This window comes from Paenibacillus sp. ACRRY (assembly GCF_022346995.1).
Classification (GTDB): Bacteria; Bacillota; Bacilli; order Paenibacillales; family Paenibacillaceae; genus Paenibacillus.
The window spans coordinates 253,735-274,554 of sequence record NZ_JAKRNM010000002.1 but is presented as its reverse complement, the minus strand read 5'-3'; the positions used below and the strand labels follow the sequence as shown (position 1 = coordinate 274,554).

Annotated in this window: 18 protein-coding genes; 9 read left to right on the top strand and 9 right to left on the bottom strand. The window is 47.1% G+C overall.

Annotated features, from left to right (window positions below):
- Window positions 1–120: 120 nt before the first annotated feature.
- The 3 genes from MH144_RS10445 to MH144_RS10435 all read left to right on the top strand — a co-directional run bounded on the left by MH144_RS10445 (window position 121) and on the right by MH144_RS10435 (window position 2,858).
- Window positions 121–1,185 (top strand): suppressor of fused domain protein, encoded by a 1,065-nt coding sequence (locus MH144_RS10445; RefSeq protein WP_239299598.1) that lies wholly within the window; start codon window positions 121–123, stop codon window positions 1,183–1,185.
- An 18-nt stretch (window positions 1,186–1,203) separates the two neighbouring features.
- Window positions 1,204–1,965, top strand: coding sequence for a LuxR C-terminal-related transcriptional regulator (locus MH144_RS10440; RefSeq protein ID WP_239299597.1), 762 nt, complete (start codon window positions 1,204–1,206; stop codon window positions 1,963–1,965).
- A 110-nt stretch (window positions 1,966–2,075) separates the two neighbouring features.
- Window positions 2,076–2,858, top strand: coding sequence for a hypothetical protein (locus MH144_RS10435; RefSeq protein ID WP_239299596.1), 783 nt, complete (start codon window positions 2,076–2,078; stop codon window positions 2,856–2,858).
- Window positions 2,859–2,973: 115 nt separating this feature from the next.
- Here MH144_RS10435 and MH144_RS10430 read toward each other — a convergent pair whose 3' ends face one another.
- Complete coding sequence (locus MH144_RS10430) at window positions 2,974–4,719, bottom strand: ABC transporter ATP-binding protein (RefSeq protein WP_239299595.1); 1,746 nt, start codon at window positions 4,717–4,719, stop codon at window positions 2,974–2,976.
- A gap of 146 nt (window positions 4,720–4,865) precedes the next feature.
- Here MH144_RS10430 and MH144_RS10425 point away from each other — a divergent pair, with 146 nt between their 5' ends.
- Genes MH144_RS10425 through MH144_RS10415 form a run of 3 tightly spaced genes read left to right on the top strand, consistent with a single transcriptional unit; the run spans window position 4,866 to window position 9,707 of the window.
- Window positions 4,866–6,308 carry an ABC transporter permease gene (locus MH144_RS10425; RefSeq protein WP_481857347.1) on the top strand — a complete coding sequence of 481 codons (1,443 nt, stop codon included), beginning with the start codon at window positions 4,866–4,868 and terminating at the stop codon, window positions 6,306–6,308.
- A gap of 12 nt (window positions 6,309–6,320) precedes the next feature.
- On the top strand, window positions 6,321–7,835 hold the full coding sequence (locus tag MH144_RS10420; protein ID WP_239299594.1) for an ABC transporter permease: 1,515 nt from the start codon (window positions 6,321–6,323) through the stop codon (window positions 7,833–7,835).
- Between the two features lie 45 nt (window positions 7,836–7,880).
- A complete protein-coding gene (locus MH144_RS10415; RefSeq protein WP_239299593.1) occupies window positions 7,881–9,707 on the top strand; it encodes an ABC transporter substrate-binding protein in 1,827 nt (608 codons plus the stop codon).
- 90 nt (window positions 9,708–9,797) lie between these two features.
- Here MH144_RS10415 and MH144_RS10410 read toward each other — a convergent pair whose 3' ends face one another.
- Complete coding sequence (locus tag MH144_RS10410) at window positions 9,798–10,280, bottom strand: hypothetical protein (protein WP_239299592.1); 483 nt, start codon at window positions 10,278–10,280, stop codon at window positions 9,798–9,800.
- A gap of 185 nt (window positions 10,281–10,465) precedes the next feature.
- On the opposite strand from MH144_RS10410, the gene MH144_RS10405 reads away from it, so the two are divergent.
- Window positions 10,466–10,666 carry a hypothetical protein gene (locus MH144_RS10405; protein ID WP_095290136.1) on the top strand — a complete coding sequence of 67 codons (201 nt, stop codon included), beginning with the start codon at window positions 10,466–10,468 and terminating at the stop codon, window positions 10,664–10,666.
- A gap of 127 nt (window positions 10,667–10,793) precedes the next feature.
- On the opposite strand, the gene MH144_RS10400 is transcribed toward MH144_RS10405, so the two are convergent.
- A complete protein-coding gene (locus tag MH144_RS10400) occupies window positions 10,794–11,531 on the bottom strand; it encodes a cyclase family protein (RefSeq protein ID WP_239299591.1) in 738 nt (245 codons plus the stop codon).
- 179 nt (window positions 11,532–11,710) lie between these two features.
- Complete coding sequence (locus tag MH144_RS10395) at window positions 11,711–12,637, bottom strand: NADP-dependent oxidoreductase (protein ID WP_239299589.1); 927 nt, start codon at window positions 12,635–12,637, stop codon at window positions 11,711–11,713.
- Window positions 12,638–12,825: 188 nt separating this feature from the next.
- Here MH144_RS10395 and MH144_RS10390 point away from each other — a divergent pair, with 188 nt between their 5' ends.
- Window positions 12,826–13,704: a PhzF family phenazine biosynthesis protein gene (locus tag MH144_RS10390; protein ID WP_239299587.1), complete on the top strand. Its 879-nt coding sequence runs from the start codon at window positions 12,826–12,828 to the stop codon at window positions 13,702–13,704.
- A 123-nt stretch (window positions 13,705–13,827) separates the two neighbouring features.
- Here MH144_RS10390 and MH144_RS10385 read toward each other — a convergent pair whose 3' ends face one another.
- From MH144_RS10385 to MH144_RS10375, 3 genes are read right to left on the bottom strand one after another with little or no spacing between them, the layout of a single operon-like run.
- Window positions 13,828–15,033: a cation:proton antiporter gene (locus MH144_RS10385; protein ID WP_239299585.1), complete on the bottom strand. Its 1,206-nt coding sequence runs from the start codon at window positions 15,031–15,033 to the stop codon at window positions 13,828–13,830.
- A gap of 3 nt (window positions 15,034–15,036) precedes the next feature.
- Window positions 15,037–15,543, bottom strand: a complete 507-nt coding sequence (locus MH144_RS10380; protein ID WP_239299583.1) for a cation:proton antiporter regulatory subunit — start codon at window positions 15,541–15,543, stop codon at window positions 15,037–15,039.
- Window positions 15,533–16,006, bottom strand: coding sequence for a GreA/GreB family elongation factor (locus tag MH144_RS10375; RefSeq protein WP_239299581.1), 474 nt, complete (start codon window positions 16,004–16,006; stop codon window positions 15,533–15,535). Before MH144_RS10375 ends, MH144_RS10380 begins: the two co-directional genes overlap by 11 nt.
- A gap of 388 nt (window positions 16,007–16,394) precedes the next feature.
- Here MH144_RS10375 and gdhA point away from each other — a divergent pair, with 388 nt between their 5' ends.
- Window positions 16,395–17,771 carry an NADP-specific glutamate dehydrogenase gene (gene gdhA, locus MH144_RS10370; protein ID WP_239299579.1) on the top strand — a complete coding sequence of 459 codons (1,377 nt, stop codon included), beginning with the start codon at window positions 16,395–16,397 and terminating at the stop codon, window positions 17,769–17,771.
- A gap of 230 nt (window positions 17,772–18,001) precedes the next feature.
- Here the strand turns inward: gdhA and MH144_RS10365 are convergent, their stop codons facing one another.
- Together MH144_RS10365 and MH144_RS10360 are read right to left on the bottom strand one after the other, a co-directional pair.
- A complete protein-coding gene (locus tag MH144_RS10365; protein ID WP_239299577.1) occupies window positions 18,002–18,541 on the bottom strand; it encodes an NADPH-dependent FMN reductase in 540 nt (179 codons plus the stop codon).
- Window positions 18,542–18,848: 307 nt separating this feature from the next.
- Window positions 18,849–20,792 carry a beta-glucoside-specific PTS transporter subunit IIABC gene (locus tag MH144_RS10360; protein ID WP_239299575.1) on the bottom strand — a complete coding sequence of 648 codons (1,944 nt, stop codon included), beginning with the start codon at window positions 20,790–20,792 and terminating at the stop codon, window positions 18,849–18,851.
- Between the last annotated feature and the right edge of the window lie 28 nt (window positions 20,793–20,820).

The following is a 20,820-nucleotide window of genomic DNA, read 5'->3' as shown; positions in this document are numbered from 1 at the left end:
GGGACCCCGAAGTCCTATCTAACATAATTCAGCCTTAAGCCGCTTGAAACGATAGGTGAGAAAGGTAAACTTAATTTTACATGTTTTTTGGGAGATTGAACACTGAAGGAGGAACCCATCATGACTGATGAAGCAAGCACAGCCGGCTGGGATGCCATTGATACAGCATTTAATGAACTTTATGGGGAGCAGGAACCCAAACATTATGGCACAGCCATCCCTTATGCACTTGGAGGACCTGACCCTCTGGATGGAATCAGTGCCTATAAAGTGGAACATCCAACGCCTCATTGGCATTTTGTAACGTACGGATTCTCAGAACTGTATGACAAAGAAACCAATGATCCAGAGCACAGTGGATATGGATTCGAACTGACCTTTCGGCTTACCCGAACAGAGGATGAGATTGAACCTCCCGCTTGGGCTCTGAACTTGTTACAGAATATGGGACGGTATGTCTTCAATAGCGGTAACGTATTTCGCCCAGGCGACTACCTGGATGCCAACGGACCGATCTGTCTGGGCTCTGATACCTTGCTGACCGCCCTTTCTTTCATTGAAGACCCGGATCTGAAGCAGCTGTCCACCCCTAACGGCACAATGGAGTTTATTCAGATGGTCGGAATCACCGGACGTGAACTTGAAACGATGCAAACATGGAACACTCGCGGATTCCTCAAATCATGCGAACCTTTCATGCCCAAATATGTCACGGATCTCATGCGTAACTCCTATGTGGATATTCCATCGGTTGGGCAGGCTGTTCAGCGTGGAATTGAGCTTGAAGGCTCCAGCACGGCATTTTTATTCATACAACAACTGGCTTGGACACCTTCCCGCAAAAGATTGCTGCAAAAAAATGTACCTGCCGAGCTCCAGCTTGGAGCCAAACAGGCGGTTCTGATTGGAAAAATACTGCGCAGCCGCATTGCAAAAGGGGCTCCGTTATCACTCATCGGTTCAGGTGTAAATATCACCTTCGAGGCCGGGGAGAACGCTTCTTTTTATGAAGAAGAAACCAAAACCACCGTAACCGTGAATGAACAGACAGTAAACGAACTGACAGCTCATCTTAAACCTTCGGAAATGACATTCGAGATACCTTCCCTTCCCGGCATGGTAATCCGAATACTCAGAACTGAAATTACCGACCAGGAAGGTCGCGTCGTAGAAACCATTGGTTAAATGTAAGGAGGTAATATCATGTCTGTCACTACATCGGCCTTGCTGGAACATTGGTCTGACATCAGTGCACCTAGATCCGGCATGGCTCATATTAAATATATTTCCAGGACCAGTCTGGAAAGATTGCGCAAAATCAATCACTTTCTGATCGGCGCCTTCCAGCACAGTCTGTCGGATATCCGAGAGAACCTGTCCAGCACCTATCTGTTTCTGCTTACGGACGCGGATGGCGTGCTGCTTGCCATGGATTACAGCCACGACCTGGAGGATGAAGTGAAGCACTCACCGATTCGTCCAGGTATGGTTTTTACAGCACAGAGCTGCGGAATCAACGCCATCTCGGCCACGATGGAAAAGAACGAACCGGTATTGCTGCCACCAGAGCAGCATGAGAGCCCGCTTTTTCAACAATGGCACTGTTACGCCACACCTCTGTCTGTAGGACTCAACCATTCCGGTTATCTGGATGTGTCCACCATTAACGCAGATATGCAAAGTGAATTAATCGCCATTGCCAAGCTCATCCCTGCCCATATGCAGAACAGCTACCAGAGCCTGATGTCATCCGTTCCACCCGAGACACCTTCCGTGGAATTCACTGAACGTCAGTTAACCATCCTTGGGATGATCTCAAAAGGATTGACCGTTAAGGCCATTGCTTTGAAATTAAAAATCAAGGAATGCACTGTGAATCACCACAAAAAAGTGATCTTCAACAAATTAGGTGTGCAATCCAGCACGGAAGCTGTTTCAATTGCCAGCCGATTGTCTTATTTATAGAGGGACCCCTATAGTTTCCTATAGGTGGTAAAGAAGAACGTTTGTGCTACAATTTTGGAGTAAGCAACATTACAGAGAGAGAACACACACATTTATTTCAGGAGGGTTTTATGTCTATCACAAAAAAAACGTCTGTATTCGCTATGTTAATCATGATGATGCTTGTTGCAGCTGCTTGCGGTGACAAAGCAGATAACAACGCTCAAACGGAAGACACGACTAAAACAGAAACTGCAGCCGCTACAGACACGGATACAGCCAAGACTGACGAAACAGAAAATACGGAAACGTCGACTGACGCAGCAGCGGAGGAAGAAGACAATTCAGCAAACGTTGAACTGGGTACAACCGAAAAAGGTTCCTACACGAATGACTACTTCGGTGTATCATTGAAATTCCCTGAGGAATGGGAGTTCCAGGATGCAGCTGGAATGAACGAGCTGACAAGTGCTTCTTCGGATGCCATTGCTGGTGACGATGATACGAAGAAAAAACAGCTTGAACTGTCCCAAGCTCAAACATTGAATCTGTTGATGGCTTCCGAGTTGCCACTGGGTGGTCAAGAAGTTGGCCCTTCCGCTATGGCCATTGCCGAGAAAGTCAGCCTGCTGCAAGGGATTCGCACGGGTAAAGACTATCTGGAAGCAACCAAGAAATTCATGGTCGACAGCCAGTTCCCTTATGAATATAAAGAATTCGCAACCGAAACGATCGGCGGTAAAGAGATGGATGTTATGCAAATCACAATGGATGCTGGTGATGGCACAACCATTACACAAGATTACTACAGCACCATCATTGAAGGTTATGCCTTCAACTTCATCTTCACGTATTTGGATGATGCAAGCAAAACCGAAATCGACAACATCAAGAAATCTGTACAATTCAAATAATAAAGTCCACAACCTAAAACAAACGTATAAAGGACCCCGCACAGTTGATCTTGTACAGATCACTGACGGGGTTCTTTTTTTTTGTTTCCGCTTGATTGATCACTCTGATTCAATTCTAACCAGAAACGGCCACCCAGTGTCCTTCCGTTACTTCGACCCACTTGGACTGCTCCAGATTGTAACGATCCGCAAGCTGCTCCCTGCTGTTTTCTTCATACACCGTCCGTTTTTTCTTCGCTTCCACAGCCGGATCAGGGACCGGTATTGCAGAGAGAAGCGACTTCGTATACGCATGCTGTGGATTGGAATAGAGCACTTCACTCTCAGCAAGCTCAACGATTTTGCCGTTATACATCACAGCCACTCGATCACTGATATGTTTGACCATGGACAAGTCGTGTGCAATAAAAAGGTAAGTCAAACCAAGCCGCTGCTGCAATTCCTCAAGCAGCTGCACGATCTGCGCCTGGATGGACACGTCAAGCGCAGACAGCGGCTCATCGCACACAATAAACTCCGGTTCGACAGCGAGTGCGCGCGCAATGCCGATTCTCTGTCTCTGACCGCCAGAGAATTCGTGAGGGTACCGCAGCGCATGGGATGGATCAAGCCCCACCATTTCCAGCAGCTCTTCCACCCGCTTCTCTCTCTCGGCTGTTGTCTTGGTCAGCTGGTGGATATCGAGAGCCTCACCGATAATGTCCATAATTCTTAATTTCGGATTCAACGATGCATAGGGGTCCTGGAAGATAATCTGCATATGCCGTCTCATCGTTTTCATTTCCGAAGCAGACAGCCGGTTCAGTGGAACACCTTTGAACAAGACATCCCCACCTGTCGGTTCATGCAGTCTCAAGATGGCACGCCCCGTCGTAGATTTACCGCTGCCAGACTCCCCTACGACCCCCAGTGTTTCGCCTTGGCGGATATAAAAGCTGATATCATTCACTGCCTTCAGTGTATTGCCTTTGCCAAGATTAAAATGCTGCCGCAGGGATTTCACCTCAAGCAGAGGCTGATCATCTTGTAGATCCTTAGGGAACAGCGAAACGGGTTTTGGTTTCTTCTTCTCATCCAACCGCGGCAAGGCATTCAGGAGTCTGGACGTATATTCGTGTTTCGGACTTGCGAAGATCTCTGCCGTTGTTCCGGATTCCACGATCTGTCCCTCTTTCATGACCACGACGCGGTCACACATTCCGGCCACAACTCCCAGATCATGTGTAATCAGTATAATGGACGTCCCGAGCCGCTCCTGCATGTCTTTCATCAGATTCAAGATTTGCGCCTGGATGGTCACGTCGAGTGCAGTCGTTGGTTCATCGGCAATAAGCAGCTCGGGACGGCAAGCAAGTGCAATGGCGATCATGACCCGCTGACGCATGCCTCCCGAGAACTCGTGCGGGTACTGATTGTAGCGCACCTCACTCCGTGATATGCCAACCAGTTCGAGCATGGCGATGGCTTGCTTTTTCGCTTCCCTGCGGGACAGTTTCTGATGCTTGATCAGACTCTCAGAGATTTGTTTTCCAACTTTAATGGTCGGATTAAGCGAACTCATCGGATCCTGAAAAATCATGCCGATGTCACGGCCGCGGATGCTTTCCATCTCCTTTTGCGTTTTGGTCGCCAGGTTGACTCCACGGAACAGAATCTCTCCCTGCTTCATCTGAGATGGAGGAGAAGCAAGCAGCCTCATAATGGAACGGGCTGTTACACTTTTGCCGCTTCCAGACTCTCCAACAATCCCAAGCGTCTCCCCTTTCCGTACCTCGAAGCTGACCTCCCGTACCGCTTGAAACTCACTCTCACCGGAATGAAAAGAGACCGACAAATCACTAACTTTCAGTAAAGGCTGCATGCAAACACCTGCTTTCCTTCATTTTTACGCGTTTCATAATATGTACACAATTCCATACCTTGACAATTGAATAGACCCTAAATAATATATACTATATCAATCGGAATAATGCAATTTAAACCTGAATGAAGGGAGGTTTGCTCGGTTTGAATCTTGCAGTAGGCGGCAAAATGTCACGGCTTGCACAGAATCTGAGTTTCATTTATGGCAAAATGCTGCTTCATCCCTCCTACCGATATGTTCTGTTTATTCTCGGGCTGCCGATCAATCTGATTGTACTTCTGGTGTGGCAATCCAGACGCCAAAAGGATGGATGGCAAACGGCTCAACGAGCTGTAGAACAGGAGATGCATTCTTCTTCTTACCGAGATAAGCTTCGAACCATAGTAGAAGAACAGCTGAGGCGCAAACATCGCTTCTTCCAGCAGCAGGTCAGTGAAACTGAATTCAAGCGTCAGGCAGAGCTATGGCTGGAGGAGACCTATCAGAAAGAGTTGTATGAACGAACGTCACACAGGTTGCAGGAACATGGAGAACAGCGCCTGACCATGGCCGACACGTTCCGTGCATTGCTGGATAAACCCTGGTTTGTGGGCTTATCTATTATTCCAGGCTGTCTGATGTACGTCATTCTATGGATCTATGGCAATCCTTATCTAAAGTACATATTCGAAAGAATACTGATGACCATGTTTGTCATTTTGGGTGTAGCTACCCTCGTATTTACCATCTTGTATCTGTCTCCGTTCAATCCGGCAGCCAACATTCTCGGAGAGACAGCGACACAGGAGCAGATTGCAGCCTTTAATCATGTATACGGTCTGGATCAACCCTATCTCGTTCAGTTATGGAACAATATCAAGGGAATTGCGCTGTTTGATCTAGGCAAATCCTTCTCGGGAAATGAGGATGTGACCGCGACCATAGCCAGAAAGTTTCCAATTACACTGACACTTGCAGTTATTTCTCTACTGCTTGCCCTGGTCATCGCTCTTCCAATCGGGATCATCTCGGCGATCAAGCCCAATTCGCTGTTTGATTACACATTTATGTTTATCGCTCTAATCGGATTATCGATCCCGAACTTCTGGCAGGGACTGATCTTCATCCTGAACTTTTCAATTAAAATGCAGTGGCTGCCTGCGACCTTCAATCCTCAGAACTGGCTGTCCATCATTATGCCAACCATTGTTCTGGGAACAGGATTAACGGCTGCAGTGGCCCGGATGACCCGTTCATCCACTTTGGAGGTCATTCACGAAGATTATGTGATGACAGCTCGCGCCAAAGGATTAAGCGAACGAAGTGTTTTGCTGAAACATGCGGTCCGCAATGCGTTGATTCCAATTGTAACGGTCGTTGGATTGCAATTCGGAGGTATGCTCGGCGGAGCAGCTGTAACGGAGAAAGTGTTCAATATTAGCGGACTCGGCAGTTACATTGTGGATAAACAGTTCATTCCCGATATTCCGAGTATCATGGGCGGAGTAGTGTATACAGCGATTACCATTTCCATCATTAATGTGATCGTAGATCTGTTGTACGCATTTATCGATCCAAGAGTACGTTCCAAGATGAAACAATATTAAAGCAGGTGCAATATGACAAATTCGGGTTCCTTAACACAAGAAGTTCGTTTCCGGCTTAAGTCTTCACCAGAGTACAGTCAGGCCAGCTTTGCGTGGGTCACTTCTCTCCTATTGACGGTGTTACTGCTGTTCAACAGCTATGACCTGGGCAGGCAAGAATTCAGACCCTTTCTGCTGACCGCACTTTGTATCTATCTTTTCTTCACGATCATTCAGAGTATCCTGATGCTGCTCATCCGAAAAGACTTGACCAGACACGGACATATTTCAGCATTAACCCGCAGGCTCGCTTGGGTTCAGTTGCTGGCCATCTGCTCTGGCAACATATTTATCGTCACAGCCGCATTTCATTTGATCAAAAAAGCAAAGCAAGTGGAGTACACCTTCGCGGTCTATATGCTGCTGACGCAGCTGTTTGTTATTGGCGTATCGGCACTCAATATGTTCAAACCCTATGTATCAGATACGTTTTTGCCAGCCATGGCCGCATTGCTATTTATTCTGGTCATTGACCTGGTCGTCCTGATAATTGTTGCCCAGTACACTGCAGCTTCGATCATTCCGCGCTGGATGATTGCTGTCAGCATCCTGCTGATCCTGACTTCAGTCACAGGAAACGTGTTTGCACTGCTGCTCGGCATTTCCATCATCGGGCGCTACCGGAGACAAGGGAAACAGAAATCAAACTTCTGGAACGATCTGTGGGACCGACTGGCTCCCTACGTAACAGCGATGTCCGGCATGTTTTTTATCATCTTTCTATTTTCCATCTCGATCTGCAGTTTCTTCACCTTTGATTACAGCATGGCGGTCGAAAACAATTATTCCGCCCTGCTGCAACCACCATCTCTGGCTTATCCACTCGGGACGGATGATTTCGGGCGATGCCTGTTCTCACGAATCGTATTCGGGGCCCGTATCTCGCTGATTGTAGGCTGCCTGTCAACCATTATTCCTGTGATCATTGGTGGAGTCCTTGGAGCCTTCTCCGGATTCTACGGAAGACACACAGACAATATCATCATGCGGCTGCTAGATGTCCTCTATGCCATTCCGGGCATCCTGCTGGCCATTGCCATCATCGCAGCATTTGGTGCGAATACGGTCAATCTGATTCTGGCACTCAGTCTGGGCTCCATCCCGACTTATGCACGTACCATGAGAGCCAGCGTCCTCTATGTTTCCACCTTCGAATTCGTGGAGGCTGCGCGTGCACTTGGCTATAACAACCGTTCCATCATTTTCAAGCACATCATTCCCAACTCGCTTGCGCCAATGATCATCAAATCCACGCTTACGATTGGCGGAGCGGTCATTGCGACCAGCAGCCTGAGCTATCTGGGACTGGGTGTCGAACCACATATCCCGGAATGGGGCAACATTCTCAAGCTGGGCAGTACATATCTGGAAACGCACTCGTATCTCGCCATTTATCCAGGGCTGGCTATCATTCTGCTCGTTCTGTCATTCAACTTTCTCGGTGATGGTCTGCGCGACGCACTTGATCCGAAGTTAGTAAAGGCTTAATTCAAAACCATTCATTCAATTCATAATTATCCAGGAGGTAATCCCATGAAAAAACGTTCGTTGATCTCATTGCTGCTTATTCTCGTCATCGTGATTTCGGGCTGCAGCGTGAAGACCAAGTCCGAATCCCAATCGGAAACTGCCCCGACTGCGCCAGCAGAGAACGCTCAGAATCAGGCCCCAGTCGACATTGAGTTGCTCGCCCAAAGTTCTTCCGAAAATGACGTTAATATCATCCGTGATCAGCTGACCAAAAACGGCTTCAATGTGAAGCTGAATCTGCAGCCCGATTACGGCAGCTACAAATCCCAACAGGATGCAGGCAACTATGATATCGCTCTCTCCAGCTGGACAACAGTAACCGGTAACCCGGACTATGCGGTTCGTTCCCTTTTCAAAACCGGTGGTGATTACAGCATTCTGGCGGATGAAGAGATCGATAAACTCATTGACGCCGCAGCTACCCAAACACCTGAAGAATACAAGGAAACATACAAACAATTGGAGGACCGCCTGGTAACGGATCAAGCCTACATCGCTCCATTGTACATTTCCCTGAAGAGTCAGGCCGTGAATCAGGACATCCTGAATCCGGATACGGTGCGCCTGTCCAAATCCCGTGCCATGGCTTGGGAACCCATTGAATTCAAGGACAGTTCCAAGAATACTAAAGATCCGCTGATCCTGACTCAAAGTGCATCCGTGCTGACTTCCCTTGATCCAATCAAAGGTAACGACGGCTCCATCAACCAATTGAACACCAACATGTATGTTCGTCTTGTTAACCTGACGGATGATGATCAACTGACGGCCGAAGGATCACTTTCCCACAATTTCAGCATTGCTGAAGGGAATTCGGAGTATTATTTCATTCTGAGAGACGACATCAACTTTGCGAAAATCGACAATAAAAAAGCAGTGGATACCGGAGAGCGCGTGGGTGCCGATGACGTCATCTTCTCTCTGGAACGTGCCAAAAATAAAGACTCTGTTCCGGATCACCGGACATACAGCTTACACGAGCATATCAAAGAAGCTGAGCTGGTAACCGACCTGAGCACCCTGGAATCCATCCAGCAATCCGGCGGTAACGGAACCATCAAAGACGCGCTCGAGCAAGGACTCGATTCCAAAATCACCGAACTCGTCTCTGACAAAACAAAAGCGGATAATAATGCAGGTAAATATCAGGTCGTGAAACTGACCACAACGGAGCCTTTCCCTCAAGTCCTGAATTACCTGGCTCACCAATCTGCGGGGATCGTGTCCAAAAAACAGGTGGAGAGCATCAACACCTATGACGTAGCTTCTTTTGACGTAAACAAGGATATCCCTTATGGTGACCAGAACACGGTAACAGAGGGTGCTTCGTACAACAACACATTGTATGCAAGCGGACCTTACATTCTGGCTTACAAAAACGACTATGAAGGCGTATTCTATCAAAACCCCGGATACCGCAAAGGATCTGAATATGCTCCAAAAATTTCTCAGGTAAACGTGCGCTTCATCGCGGATGCTGACAGTGCGCTGTCTGCCCTTCGCAGCAGTGAAATTCATTTATATTACGGGGTACCAGAAACGAAGTATGACATCATTGAAAGTGACAGCAAGCTGAAGCTGCAGAGCATTCCAAGCAACGCCGTTTCCTATCTGCTGTTTAACACCAAGAATAGAGAAGTGGCGAAGAGCAGTGACTTCAGAAAGGCAGTACTGTACTCCATCAATCAGGATGAGATTCTGCAGTTCTATAAGAACAACAAGCTCAAAGCCTACTCTACGGTAAGTCCGCTCGTTCAGACAGGGAATGAATTGAAGTCTGATCCGGCCAAAGTAAAAGAGTTCTTGAGCAATTACAACGCATCCAAGTAAATAAAAGCATAAACGGCTGCTGACAGGATCACTCCAGGTTCTGTCAGTAGCCGTTTTCATATAATGCAGATTGTATTCATGTTGAATGGTCTATCTGGAATATCTTCGCTGTACTTCAGGCAGCAGAGTAACAACCTGAATTGCGACGCCCCATGCAAAATAGATCAGATGAATGACTGAGACATTCTGTATCCAGAATACCTGAACCATAATCCAGATATGAAGTGCGAACCCCATATACAATGAGAACGTCCAAGCCCAATACCGATCCGTATAGAGATTAAGTTTCACCCCTATCCCCCAATGAAAGTGAGTCATAAGCGCAATAGCAATCACGATCGGCATTATGCCAAGAACCAACAATAATATGATTCCCGGGATCAAAAAATGGCCAAACGGGGAATGCTCCAACAACGAGTTTGGCATTTGGAGGAGACTTCCTGATGGATCGATAATGAGGCCTCCCCCTCCAACGATCGCACCAACACCCAAAAATCCGTGCAATATAATGAGTACCCACGATAATCTACCCAGACTCTGCTTGGGTCTGATTCGTTCTTCACCTGCTTGCATACCTCACCCTCCAGACAAGTGTACAGATGGCACTGAATTTTCTATTCCATTTTCACATATGGAAGGGACTGCTCCTGTGCTCTTTTTCACAGAATCAGTTCAGGATACAATGATTAATGGTAAAACTTGATAAAAGAACGTACGTTCGGTATAATGATGTTATCCTGAATGAGCGAGAGGCAGATATGGACGACAAATTTATTAAAGAATTACGCGAGATTAGTCGGGATGATAGACGAAGATCCGAATTCATGATTCAAGGCATGAAAGAGACACTGGAAGAAAGAAAGCAACAGAACATACTTAAGCGCTGGATTCGGCGCAAGAAAGCCGAGAAGAAAATCTCACAACGATTCAATCCGAATCCCCATTCGGATCAAAAGTAAGACATAAAAAAGGAGGCAACGCGTGCCTCCCTTACGTTTACATATGAGAATTGATCTAGTAAATAGCATGTAGATTAATTGGACACTTACTTTCAATAGAACTTCATTTCATTCGAGAGCTGCTGTATCAAGGCAAAATGGCAAAGGATCTAACCGGAAATCCGGAAGCCCTTTCGGCCTTGGGTACAATATTGAAGATCACTGCACCTTTAGCTGGCACCTGATCCAGATTGGTTAACAACTCTACCTGATATGTATCCTGAGCAAGTACATAATATTCCGCGAGAAGTGCGCCATTCTTCTGATAATCCACTGCTGAATCGGTATCGAAGGTTTCATGACCAATAGCCTTGATTCTGCGTTCCTCGAACAAAAACATCAATGCACTAACCGACCAACCGGGTGCATGGCTATTGCCTTCTGCATCCTTGTTGTCGAACTTTTCATGATTGGGCCAACGTTTGCTCCAATCTGTACGAAGTGCCACGAAGCTGCCTTCTTCAATAACCCCATGTTCCTTCTCGAATTCAAGAATATGCTCGACATCCAGCGTAAAGTCCGGATTGCTGGACACGGCAGCAGACTGGTCAATGACCACAAGCGGCAGCACAAGTTCCTTCAGCCCTAGCTCATCCAGATAACGCGTGTCACGCACAAAATGAATCGGTGCATCCAGATGGGTGCCGTACTGGCCGGGGAATTTGAAGCTCTGCGCGAAAAAGCCCTGGTCGTGATTAAACAGCGTATCAAACTGGGCTGCATCAAAAGCAGAGAAATGCGGCGATTCCGGGCCGAATGTATGGGTCAGATCAACCCACTTCTTTTCTTTTAACACTTGAATGGCTTGAATAAGTTCGTTGGACAATTGGATCACCTCATGCGCAGAATGGAATAAATTTCTACTATTATATCTTAAACCTCCATCTATGGGAATGCAGTTCTGTTGCTGCCATCAACAATAAAACAGCCACCTTCCCAAACGGAAGATGGCCATTATTCAGACTCTTAATTTAATGTAATATAACTGTTTTTGCGAGTTAACTCCTATTGCGCACGGATGACAAGCTTCCCACGTGTATGATGTGTTTCGCTCTTCTTGTGCGCATCCCGAAGTCCCTGTTCGCTTAGATCATACGTCTCGTCAATCACAGGTTTGAGTTTCCCTTCTGAGGCGAGCTTCGCCAATTGGTCGAGCTGATCCCCTTTCGGTTCCATCATGAATACATTCGCGGTTACGCCTGCCTCCTTGGCTAGGTTATGGTCCGGTTGTTCCACTAGCGAAACCAGATGTCCGCCAGGCTTCAGCACCTTGAAGCTGTCCCGCTGAATGTCACCACCCATCGTGTCGAGCACGACATCATACCCGGAGAGAATCTCCGAGAAATCTTCTTTTTTGTAATTGATAAAATGATCCACGCCCAAGGAGCGAAGCAGCTCCTCATTCGACTCGCTAGCCGTGGCCGCCACTTCAGCACCAATATATTTGGCAATCTGTATCGCATAAGTCCCCACACCGCCGGCTCCGGCGTGAATCAATATCTTTTGCCCCTTGGCGAGATGCGCATGATCAACAAGTGCCTGCCAGGCTGTCATGCCCGCAAGCGGTATGGCCGCAGCCTCCTCAAAACTCAGCTTGTCCGGAATACGGGATACGATATCTGCATCTACTGCCGCATATTCTGCATATGTTCCGAAGCTTCGCGGACGGGCAAATACACGGTCACCCTCTCTGAACTGTGTAACATTGGATCCTACCTCTGCTACAATACCCGCAGCATCCCCGCCCAAAATCAAAGGGAATGAATCAGCCGCTTCTTCCATATGTCCTTGCCTGACTTTGAAGTCGACCGGGTTCACCGAGGTCGCATGAATCTGGATGATGACCTGATTGATTCCACATGTCGGCTTGGGTACTTCCTGTTCCTTCAATTGTTCCGCTCCACCAAACTTATCAATAACAATAGCTTTCATACCAAATCCCTGCCTTTCGATTGAATTATCGCAATGCTCTCTTTCTTCATTACCCTGTGCAGCCACACACTTGACCTTGGTTCATCAATCGCTGGCCATCCTCATTCCATCTAAAACCAGCCATTAAGCATGCTATAATAGGAACATTCTCATTTTTATGAACTAACGGACAAGCGAGGGAAAACAAGATGGATATTGAGGTAATCACATTACATGCATTTTCGGATATCGCTGAGGGAGGTAACCCCGCTGGGGTCGTTCTGCAGGCAGAGCATTTGTCCGCGTCGCAGATGCAGGAGATTGCCAGACAAGTCGGATTTTCCGAGACGGCATTTGTTATGCCTTCGAATTCAGCTGATTACAAAATACGTTACTTTACTCCAAATCATGAAGTTGACCTATGTGGACATGCTACGGTGGCACTATTCTATCTGATGAAGGCAGAGCAGATGGTTGACGTGGGAAGGTATACACTTGATACACTTGCGGGAATTCTCGAAGTAACCGTCGAGGAAGGCGGTGACGTCTATCTGTCCCAGACACTTCCGCGGTTTGAAGAACTAGTTAACCGGCAGGATATCGCAGACTCCTTGCAAATTCCGTTGCAGGACCTACACCCTGAATTGCCTGTGCAGATCGTGTCTACCGGGCTGCGCGACATATTAATTCCAGTTAGGCATGCTGATGTTTTGACAACCATTAACCCTGACCTTCAGCAAATCTCCGACATCAGCAAAGCTCATCAAGTGGTGGGCTATCATGTGTTCGCACTCGAAACGCAAGATAATGCAGCCCTGGCAGAGTGTCGGAACTTCGCCCCTCTATACGACATTCCGGAAGAGAGCGCTACAGGTACATCCAATGGGGCATTGCTATGTTACCTGCATAAGTATCAACAACTCAGAGCTCCCCATGATCAGACGTATATGATCAAACAAGGGTATACGATGAACCGTCCCTCCAAAATTAAGGGCAGATTGACGCTCAGCCCTTCCAACGAGATCACTCAAGTTCAGATCGGCGGTGTCGCCGTGCATATTGAGAATATTCAAATTCATCTATCTTAAGCAAAAAATATCCGGGCTTGCTCGTCTTCTAACTTACCGTACTTGGTGGCATAGGCACCAAAAAAGCGCCACACCCGAGAGATGAAGTCTCTCCCGGGTGTGACGCTGCTACCAAAATCCAATCTAACCTGTCTCTTTCCTTCGTATTCGATTCCTCAGACGCTCATACTGCCCATATATCCACGGCGCTTCCTTCGTCAAGATCGGGCCCAATACCGCCAGAATCAGCACATACAGCACAGCAAAAGACTGGATTGAAACCATCAGTCCCCCGGCCTTGCCAATGTTAGCCATAATAATGGAGAACTCTCCTCGGGAAACCAGAGTGAATCCCACCTTGAGTGAGGCTTTGGGCGTCATTCCGGACATTCTGCCTGCAATCATTCCTGCGCCATAATTGCTCGCGATGGTTAAAATAACCGCAATGATCGTCATCCCAACAGCACCCCCAAGAGAGGAGGGTTCAATGGTTAGTCCAAAGCTAAAAAAGAAGATCGCACCAAAAAAGTCCTTGAACGGCATGACCTGATGCTCAATTCGGTTCGCATGTCTCGATTCACCGAGTACCAGACCCATCATTAATGCACCAATAGCCTCGGCAACGTGCAGCGTTTCCGAGAAACCAGCGACCAGGAAGAGCAAGGTCATCACGGTAAGCAGAAACAGTTCAGATGACTTGATATTTAGCGCCTTGTCAATATATTTGATGCTTTTCCGGCCAATGATTAGAAACAGCACAATGAACAGCATCGCAGACAAGGATACCAGCAGTACGCTGAGAAATGAGGTCGCCCCGCTAAGAACGAGACCAGTAAGGATCGAGATATGAATGGCAATGAACAGATCATCAAACATGATCATGCCCATAATAATCTCCGTTTCGGGATTCGCTGTGCGCTTCAGATCAACGAGCACTTTGGCCACGATCGCTGTCGAAGAGCTGGTCATGATGCCGCACACTACCAGCGTCTCTTTTAACGGCAACTCCATGAACCAGCCCAGCAGCAGACCGGAAGCAAAATTAAGCCCTACATAGAACATGCCTCCGGTCAATATGGCTTTGCCCGATTTCATCAACCGGGAGACCGAGAATTCAAGTCCAAGATAAAATAAAAGAAACAAAATGCCAAGCCTGCCCATAAATTCAATAAATGCCGAGCTTTCGATGAAACGCAAATCCACGATACCGATCTGTGGTGCATGCGGTCCAACCGCCATTCCGATCAGAATATAGAAAGGAATGACCGAAAATCGTAATCGTGCAGATATTAGCCCCGTAAGTGTAATCAGCGCAACAGCAATTCCCACTTCGAATATGAGCATATCCATAGGCTACAACCGTCCATCGGATAACAACTGTTTTAATTGCCTGATCTGATCCCGCTCTCCTGCAACAACAATAGTAGCCCCAGAGGTAAATACATAGTCTGGACCCGGATTAAACTGTTTTTCCCTGTTCTTCTCCACCACCGCCAGAATGACAGCCCCTGTCGCTTGGCGGATATCCAGTTCTCCAATCGTTCTTCCAATGCTTCGCGAATGAGGCTCGATTCGTAACCATTCAATCAGTAAGCCCTCGAGTATGACTTCCCGTTCCTCCTGGAACTTGGGCTTATAGGTCATGCCTCCCACGATGGCGGCTACCGCCCGTGCCTCTTCGTCATCCAAGGTTACAAGAGACACCATATCCCCCACTTCTTCAGGCGTGTCTCCGGCTTCCATGTGAAAAAGATCGCGACGCTCATCATTATGAATCACAATGATCAAATGCTCCCCACTACGAGTATGCAGCCAGTACTTACGTCCAATTCCCGGTAAATCCGTCTCTTTAAAGTGCATGATCTACACCTCCTGAAGATACCGGATTCAAGAATGTACCACTCCACGTGATTTCCGTAATACGCACCCTCATGGAACCAGCAGGGATCGTTACGGATCTCGTTTCCCCTTTGCTGCTAAGCAGCAATTGACGTCCTACAGGCGAGAGAAAGGAGATGCGTCCTGCATCCGGATCTGCCTCGTCAGGCATGACAATCCTGAATGCATCCGACGTATGGAAATCAATGTAGTCAAATCGGATCTCGCTCCCAATAAGTACGACGGAATGGAGAAGCTCATCCGGGCCGAGCAGCAGCTTCTGGACATATCCGGTGTAAGCAGACAATAATTTCTCCATCTGTACCCGTTCAGGTTCACGCACGTCAAAATAGGCGTCGAGAAATGTCCTTTTCTCTTCACCCAATGTAATCAGCTGTTTCACCAGTATTTCTCTGCAAGGTTGAAGGTTAGACCTATGGTTCATAATAGATCTCACCTCCTATACAAGCTTTGTTCTCCACATGAATTCGCATGTTGCTGTTCATCATCCTGTTTTCCTCCTTCTGTTAAATAAAAGCCCCGGAAACCGGGGCCTTCTTACCATCTTACCAAAACTAATTTTTTAATCCAGTCTATTCAGCTAACTTCCCGTTTAAAATTAGGAATTAGCTATATTATCCAATTATTAGAATTCAATCTTTACACCGTATGATAGATCCATAGAACATTTTAATAACGTCATAAAAAACATTTTATGGGTTTTCATCTCGTATTTTTATTTTCTTTCCTGTATATTTAACTACAAACTTTTATGCAATTTATGCAAATAGCCAACCACAGACTTTAACACAATAAAGGAGTGCATCGAAAAAGTGTCCACTATTACTCAAGAATCAACTCAAGTCACTGCTGCAGAATATGTTCATTCCGTCTATGAATCGGTTATCGCCAGAAATCCGCAAGAACATGAATTCCATCAGGCTGTAAAAGAGATTCTGGACTCACTCATTCCTGTGATTGAAGCACACCCGAAATACATGAACAACAGCTTGCTCGAACAGCTGGTTGAACCCGAACGTGTCATTACGTTCCGTGTACCTTGGGTTGATGACCAAGGCAAGGTTCAAGTGAACCGTGGATTCCGCGTACAGTTCAACAGTGCCATCGGTCCTTACAAAGGCGGACTACGCTTCCACCCTTCCGTTTATTCAGGAATCGTCAAGTTCCTGGGCTTCGAACAAATTTTCAAAAATGCATTGACTGGATTGCCGATCGGCGGTGGTAAAGGCGGTTCCGACTTCGATCCCAAAGGAAAATCCGATCTGGAAGTAATGCGTTTCACGCAAAGCTTCATGACAGAGCTGTATAAATATATCGGCTCCGATACAGATGTACCTGCAGGAGATATTGGTGTAGGCGCGAGGGAAATCGGTTACATGTTTGGTCAGTACAAACGCATTAGCAGCGGGCATGATGCAGCTGTATTAACGGGTAAAGGCCTGCTCTATGGCGGAAGCCTTGCACGCAAGGAAGCCACTGGATTTGGTTGTGTGTACTTCGTAAACGAGATGCTGAAATCGAAAGACTTGAGCTTCCAGGACAGCACAGTGGTTGTTTCCGGTTCAGGCAATGTATCCATTTATGCCATCCAAAAGGCTCAAGAACTCGGTGCCAAGGTCGTGGCTTGCAGTGACTCGGGAGGATACATATACGATGCAGAAGGAATTAACCTGGACACCGTAAAACGATTGAAAGAAGTGGATCGCCTGCGGATCAGCGAATACGTCAAAGAGCATCCTCACGCGGTGTACACCGAGGGCTGTGCAGGTATCTGGTCCATCCCATGCGATATCGCGCTGCCTTGCGCAACGCAAAATGAGATTGATGAGCAGTCTGCTGCGCTTCTCGTGCACGGCGGCGTCAAAGCTATCGGTGAAGGAGCCAATATGCCTTCCACGCTTGCTGCAATCGAGCTTTTCCTGAAAGAGGGCGTTCTGTTCGGACCGGCGAAAGCAGCCAATGCTGGTGGGGTTGCGGTGTCCGCTCTTGAAATGTCTCAGAACAGCATGCGCCTGTCCTGGTCATTTGAAGAAGTGGACGCGAAGTTGCATGAGATCATGCGGAATATCTACAGCAGCTGTGTAGAGGCAGCGGATCAATATGGCTGTACTGGAAACCTCGTGGCAGGTGCCAACATTGCAGGCTTCCTGAAGGTAGCCGATGCCATGCTCGCTCAAGGCGTAGTCTAAGTTTTAAGCCATTTGACTGTTTCACTCGAAGCGCGTGTACATCATAATTAATCTTAACTTTATTGATGAAGGACAGTTCTCCCTGAGGAGAGCTGTCTTTTTTTCATCTTTAGAATGAAGGGAGCCACGCCAAGCTTCCACAGGTTGAGGCGGTCAATGGGTCACTGTCCTTCGCTGTCCTCCCTCACGCAAAAAAGCCGCCAAAATGGCGGCTATCACATTCCATATGATTATGAACGAACGGTTTTCAGTGCCCCGCTCCAGGACAACACTTGGTCCAACATTCCGTTGAGATTGGTCAAGTGCAGATCAGCCGGTTTGAAGGTTCCGTTATCAAAATCAGTGAATAAAGAAAGCGCCGGGTGCACACGAACATCCGCAACCGACAGTTCTCCGAGAATACCACGAAGGTGTTCTGCCGCACGTGCACCACCTACCGAACCATAGCTGACAATTCCTGCAGCTTTATCGTTCCAGGCTTCACGAGCATAATCCAGTGCATTTTTCAGTGATGCGGAGATACTGTGATTATATTCCTGCACGATAAATACGAATCCATCGAGGCTCGCCAGCTTGGTGTTCCAGGCTGTAGCCTGTTCTGTTGCATCAGCTTCGCCCAATAGCGGCAGCTTATAATCAGCAATATCCACGATTTCATAGTTGGCATCACCGCGTGAATCTGCGATACGTTTTACCCATTCTCCAACTTGCGGACTCAACCGACCTTCACGCGTACTCCCAAGAATAATCCCAATATTTAATTTCGACATCTTTGTTTCCTCCTCTTGTATGTTGTTGTTTGTTTTTCCGAATAACTTATCCATAAATCCCATATCTACACCATCCTGCATCCGTTTAATTGTTTGGCTTTGTATTGATAATAAGTTATATGGTTTAATTAGTCAAGTAACTTACATAAAGTTTGCAAATATTTTTTTTATCTCTACTTATCATATCAATGTTGGTCCCTATTTATTCCGCATATGCAGCTCTCTCAATCAAAAAAAAAGGCACGTTCCCAAACGAATTTGGGAACGAACCTTTTCGTAATTATAAGAAGTAATCTCACCTTTGGGTTCATTTCACAGTAATCAAAACATCGCCATGATGGATGTGTCCTTGCTGTTTGGCCTCAATATCTGTGTACACAGCAGTATTCGATACGATTACCGACGTCGTCGTATCCAGACCGGCAGCGGTGATGCCCTCCAGATCGAATTCTACCAGTTTGTCTCCCTTGCGCACCGTATCCCCATCCGAGACAAAGGACGTAAAGTGTTTACCTTTCAGACTTACGGTATTAATCCCTACGTGGATCAATATCTCCACGCCATCCTCAGACAGCAGACCAATCGCATGTTTCGTCTTGAATATGGTCACAACCACACCATCGAATGGTGCATAAGCTACGCCTTGCGTTGGTACGATTGCCGCTCCCTGCCCCATAGCACCGCTGGAGAAAGCCTCATCCCCTACCTCTGTCAGTGGAATCAGTTTACCCGCAAGCGGACTAAATACGGTTTTCTCCACAAGCGATTCCGCCGCAGTATCAGCTGACGCTGAAGCAGTAGCAGAAACATTAGCGGATTCGATGGAAGCGGACGTCGTATTTGATGACTTTTCCTTCTCGGCATGCTTCTGATTTGTTGAAGCAGACCCAGCCGTATTTTTGTAACCAAACATGTAAGTCAGGATAAAACCTAAACCAAAGGCAATCAGCAGAGAAAGGATAAAACCAACGAACCCGGTATCCATTCCTGATGGATTGATAAAGATCGGAATACCAAACAGACCGCCAGCAGCAAAACCATATGCGTTTGAGCCCATCAGACCTGCCACAGCACCGGCGATACCGCTTGCAATGGATGCCATAATAAATGCCTTCTTGAGAGGCAGCGTGACCCCATAAATGGCTGGTTCGGTTACCCCCATGAGACCGGCAATGGTTGCCGAGGTCGCAATCGGTTTCAGACGTTTGTCACGTGTCTTGATCGCGATGGCAAACGCTGCCCCGGTTTGTGCAAATGTAGTACAGAACAGCATGCCGTTAATCGGATCGAAGCCGTTTGTAATGATGTTGTTGAGGAGAATCGGAATAAATGCCCAGTGCAGTCCAAAAATAATAACCGTTTGCCAAATTCCTGCCAGAATCAGTCCTGCAATAATTGGGCTAAGCTTGTAAACCCACATTGCACCGTCAGCCAGATAATCACTTACAAGTGTTGACACCGGACCAACCGCCAGGAAAACAATCGGTGTAATGACAGCTAGTGTAACAAGCGGTACAAAAAACATTTTAATGGAAGATGGCGCAATCTTGCCTAACCACTTCTCGAAGTTCGCGGCCAGGTAGGAAGCGACAATAATAGGAATGACGGATTGTGTATAATTCATCAGAACGACCGGAATGCCGAGAAACGACATAGCCGTACCGTCTGTATAAGCTGCTGTCATGGTTGGATAGACGAGCGCCGCACCAAGGGTTGCCGAGATAAATGGATTACCTCCGAATTTCTTGGCTGCTGAGAATCCAAGTAGAATCGGGAAGAAATAAAACAGGGCATCTGCTATGGCAAACAAAATCTTGTACGTACTCATCTCTTCAGTAAGCCAGCCCAGCGTAATGAACAGCGCAAGGAGTCCTTTCAGGATACCTACAGCTGACAGTACACCAACGACGGGCATGAACACACCCGAAATGACATCGACAAAACGGTTAAACAATCCTTTTTTCTCGCCTTGCGTTTCATTATCCGAAGACGATGCTTCCGGGCTTCTCCCCATCGTTTTCAACAGAGCGTCGTAAACTTTGGGTACTTCATTTCCGATAACGACCTGGAACTGCCCTCCACTCTCCACAACGGTAAGCACTCCATCAATCTGCTTAATCTCTTCCTTCTTGGGTGCCTGCATGTCTTTCAAGGTAAACCGGAGACGGGTTACACAGTGAATGACGTTATTGATATTATCATTGCCACCAACGGCGCTGAGGATTTCTTTCGCTGTTTTGTCGTGATTCATGTCCTATACTCCTTCACATGGATGCCTT

Excerpts from the sequence above, each read along its gene's own strand:
- MH144_RS10445 (WP_239299598.1), top strand. The coding sequence starts at position 121 with ATGACTGATGAAGCAAGCACAGCCGGCTGGGATGCCATTGATACAGCA.
- MH144_RS10440 (WP_239299597.1), top strand. The coding sequence starts at position 1,204 with ATGTCTGTCACTACATCGGCCTTGCTGGAACATTGGTCTGACATCAGT.
- MH144_RS10435 (WP_239299596.1), top strand. The coding sequence starts at position 2,076 with ATGTCTATCACAAAAAAAACGTCTGTATTCGCTATGTTAATCATGATG.
- MH144_RS10430 (WP_239299595.1), bottom strand. The coding sequence starts at position 4,719 with ATGCAGCCTTTACTGAAAGTTAGTGATTTGTCGGTCTCTTTTCATTCC.
- MH144_RS10420 (WP_239299594.1), top strand. The coding sequence starts at position 6,321 with ATGACAAATTCGGGTTCCTTAACACAAGAAGTTCGTTTCCGGCTTAAG.
- MH144_RS10415 (WP_239299593.1), top strand. The coding sequence starts at position 7,881 with ATGAAAAAACGTTCGTTGATCTCATTGCTGCTTATTCTCGTCATCGTG.
- MH144_RS10410 (WP_239299592.1), bottom strand. The coding sequence starts at position 10,280 with ATGCAAGCAGGTGAAGAACGAATCAGACCCAAGCAGAGTCTGGGTAGA.
- MH144_RS10405 (WP_095290136.1), top strand. The coding sequence starts at position 10,466 with ATGGACGACAAATTTATTAAAGAATTACGCGAGATTAGTCGGGATGAT.
- MH144_RS10395 (WP_239299589.1), bottom strand. The coding sequence starts at position 12,637 with ATGAAAGCTATTGTTATTGATAAGTTTGGTGGAGCGGAACAATTGAAG.
- MH144_RS10390 (WP_239299587.1), top strand. The coding sequence starts at position 12,826 with ATGGATATTGAGGTAATCACATTACATGCATTTTCGGATATCGCTGAG.
- MH144_RS10385 (WP_239299585.1), bottom strand. The coding sequence starts at position 15,033 with ATGGATATGCTCATATTCGAAGTGGGAATTGCTGTTGCGCTGATTACA.
- MH144_RS10380 (WP_239299583.1), bottom strand. The coding sequence starts at position 15,543 with ATGCACTTTAAAGAGACGGATTTACCGGGAATTGGACGTAAGTACTGG.
- MH144_RS10375 (WP_239299581.1), bottom strand. The coding sequence starts at position 16,006 with ATGAACCATAGGTCTAACCTTCAACCTTGCAGAGAAATACTGGTGAAA.
- MH144_RS10365 (WP_239299577.1), bottom strand. The coding sequence starts at position 18,541 with ATGTCGAAATTAAATATTGGGATTATTCTTGGGAGTACGCGTGAAGGT.
- MH144_RS10360 (WP_239299575.1), bottom strand. The coding sequence starts at position 20,792 with ATGAATCACGACAAAACAGCGAAAGAAATCCTCAGCGCCGTTGGTGGC.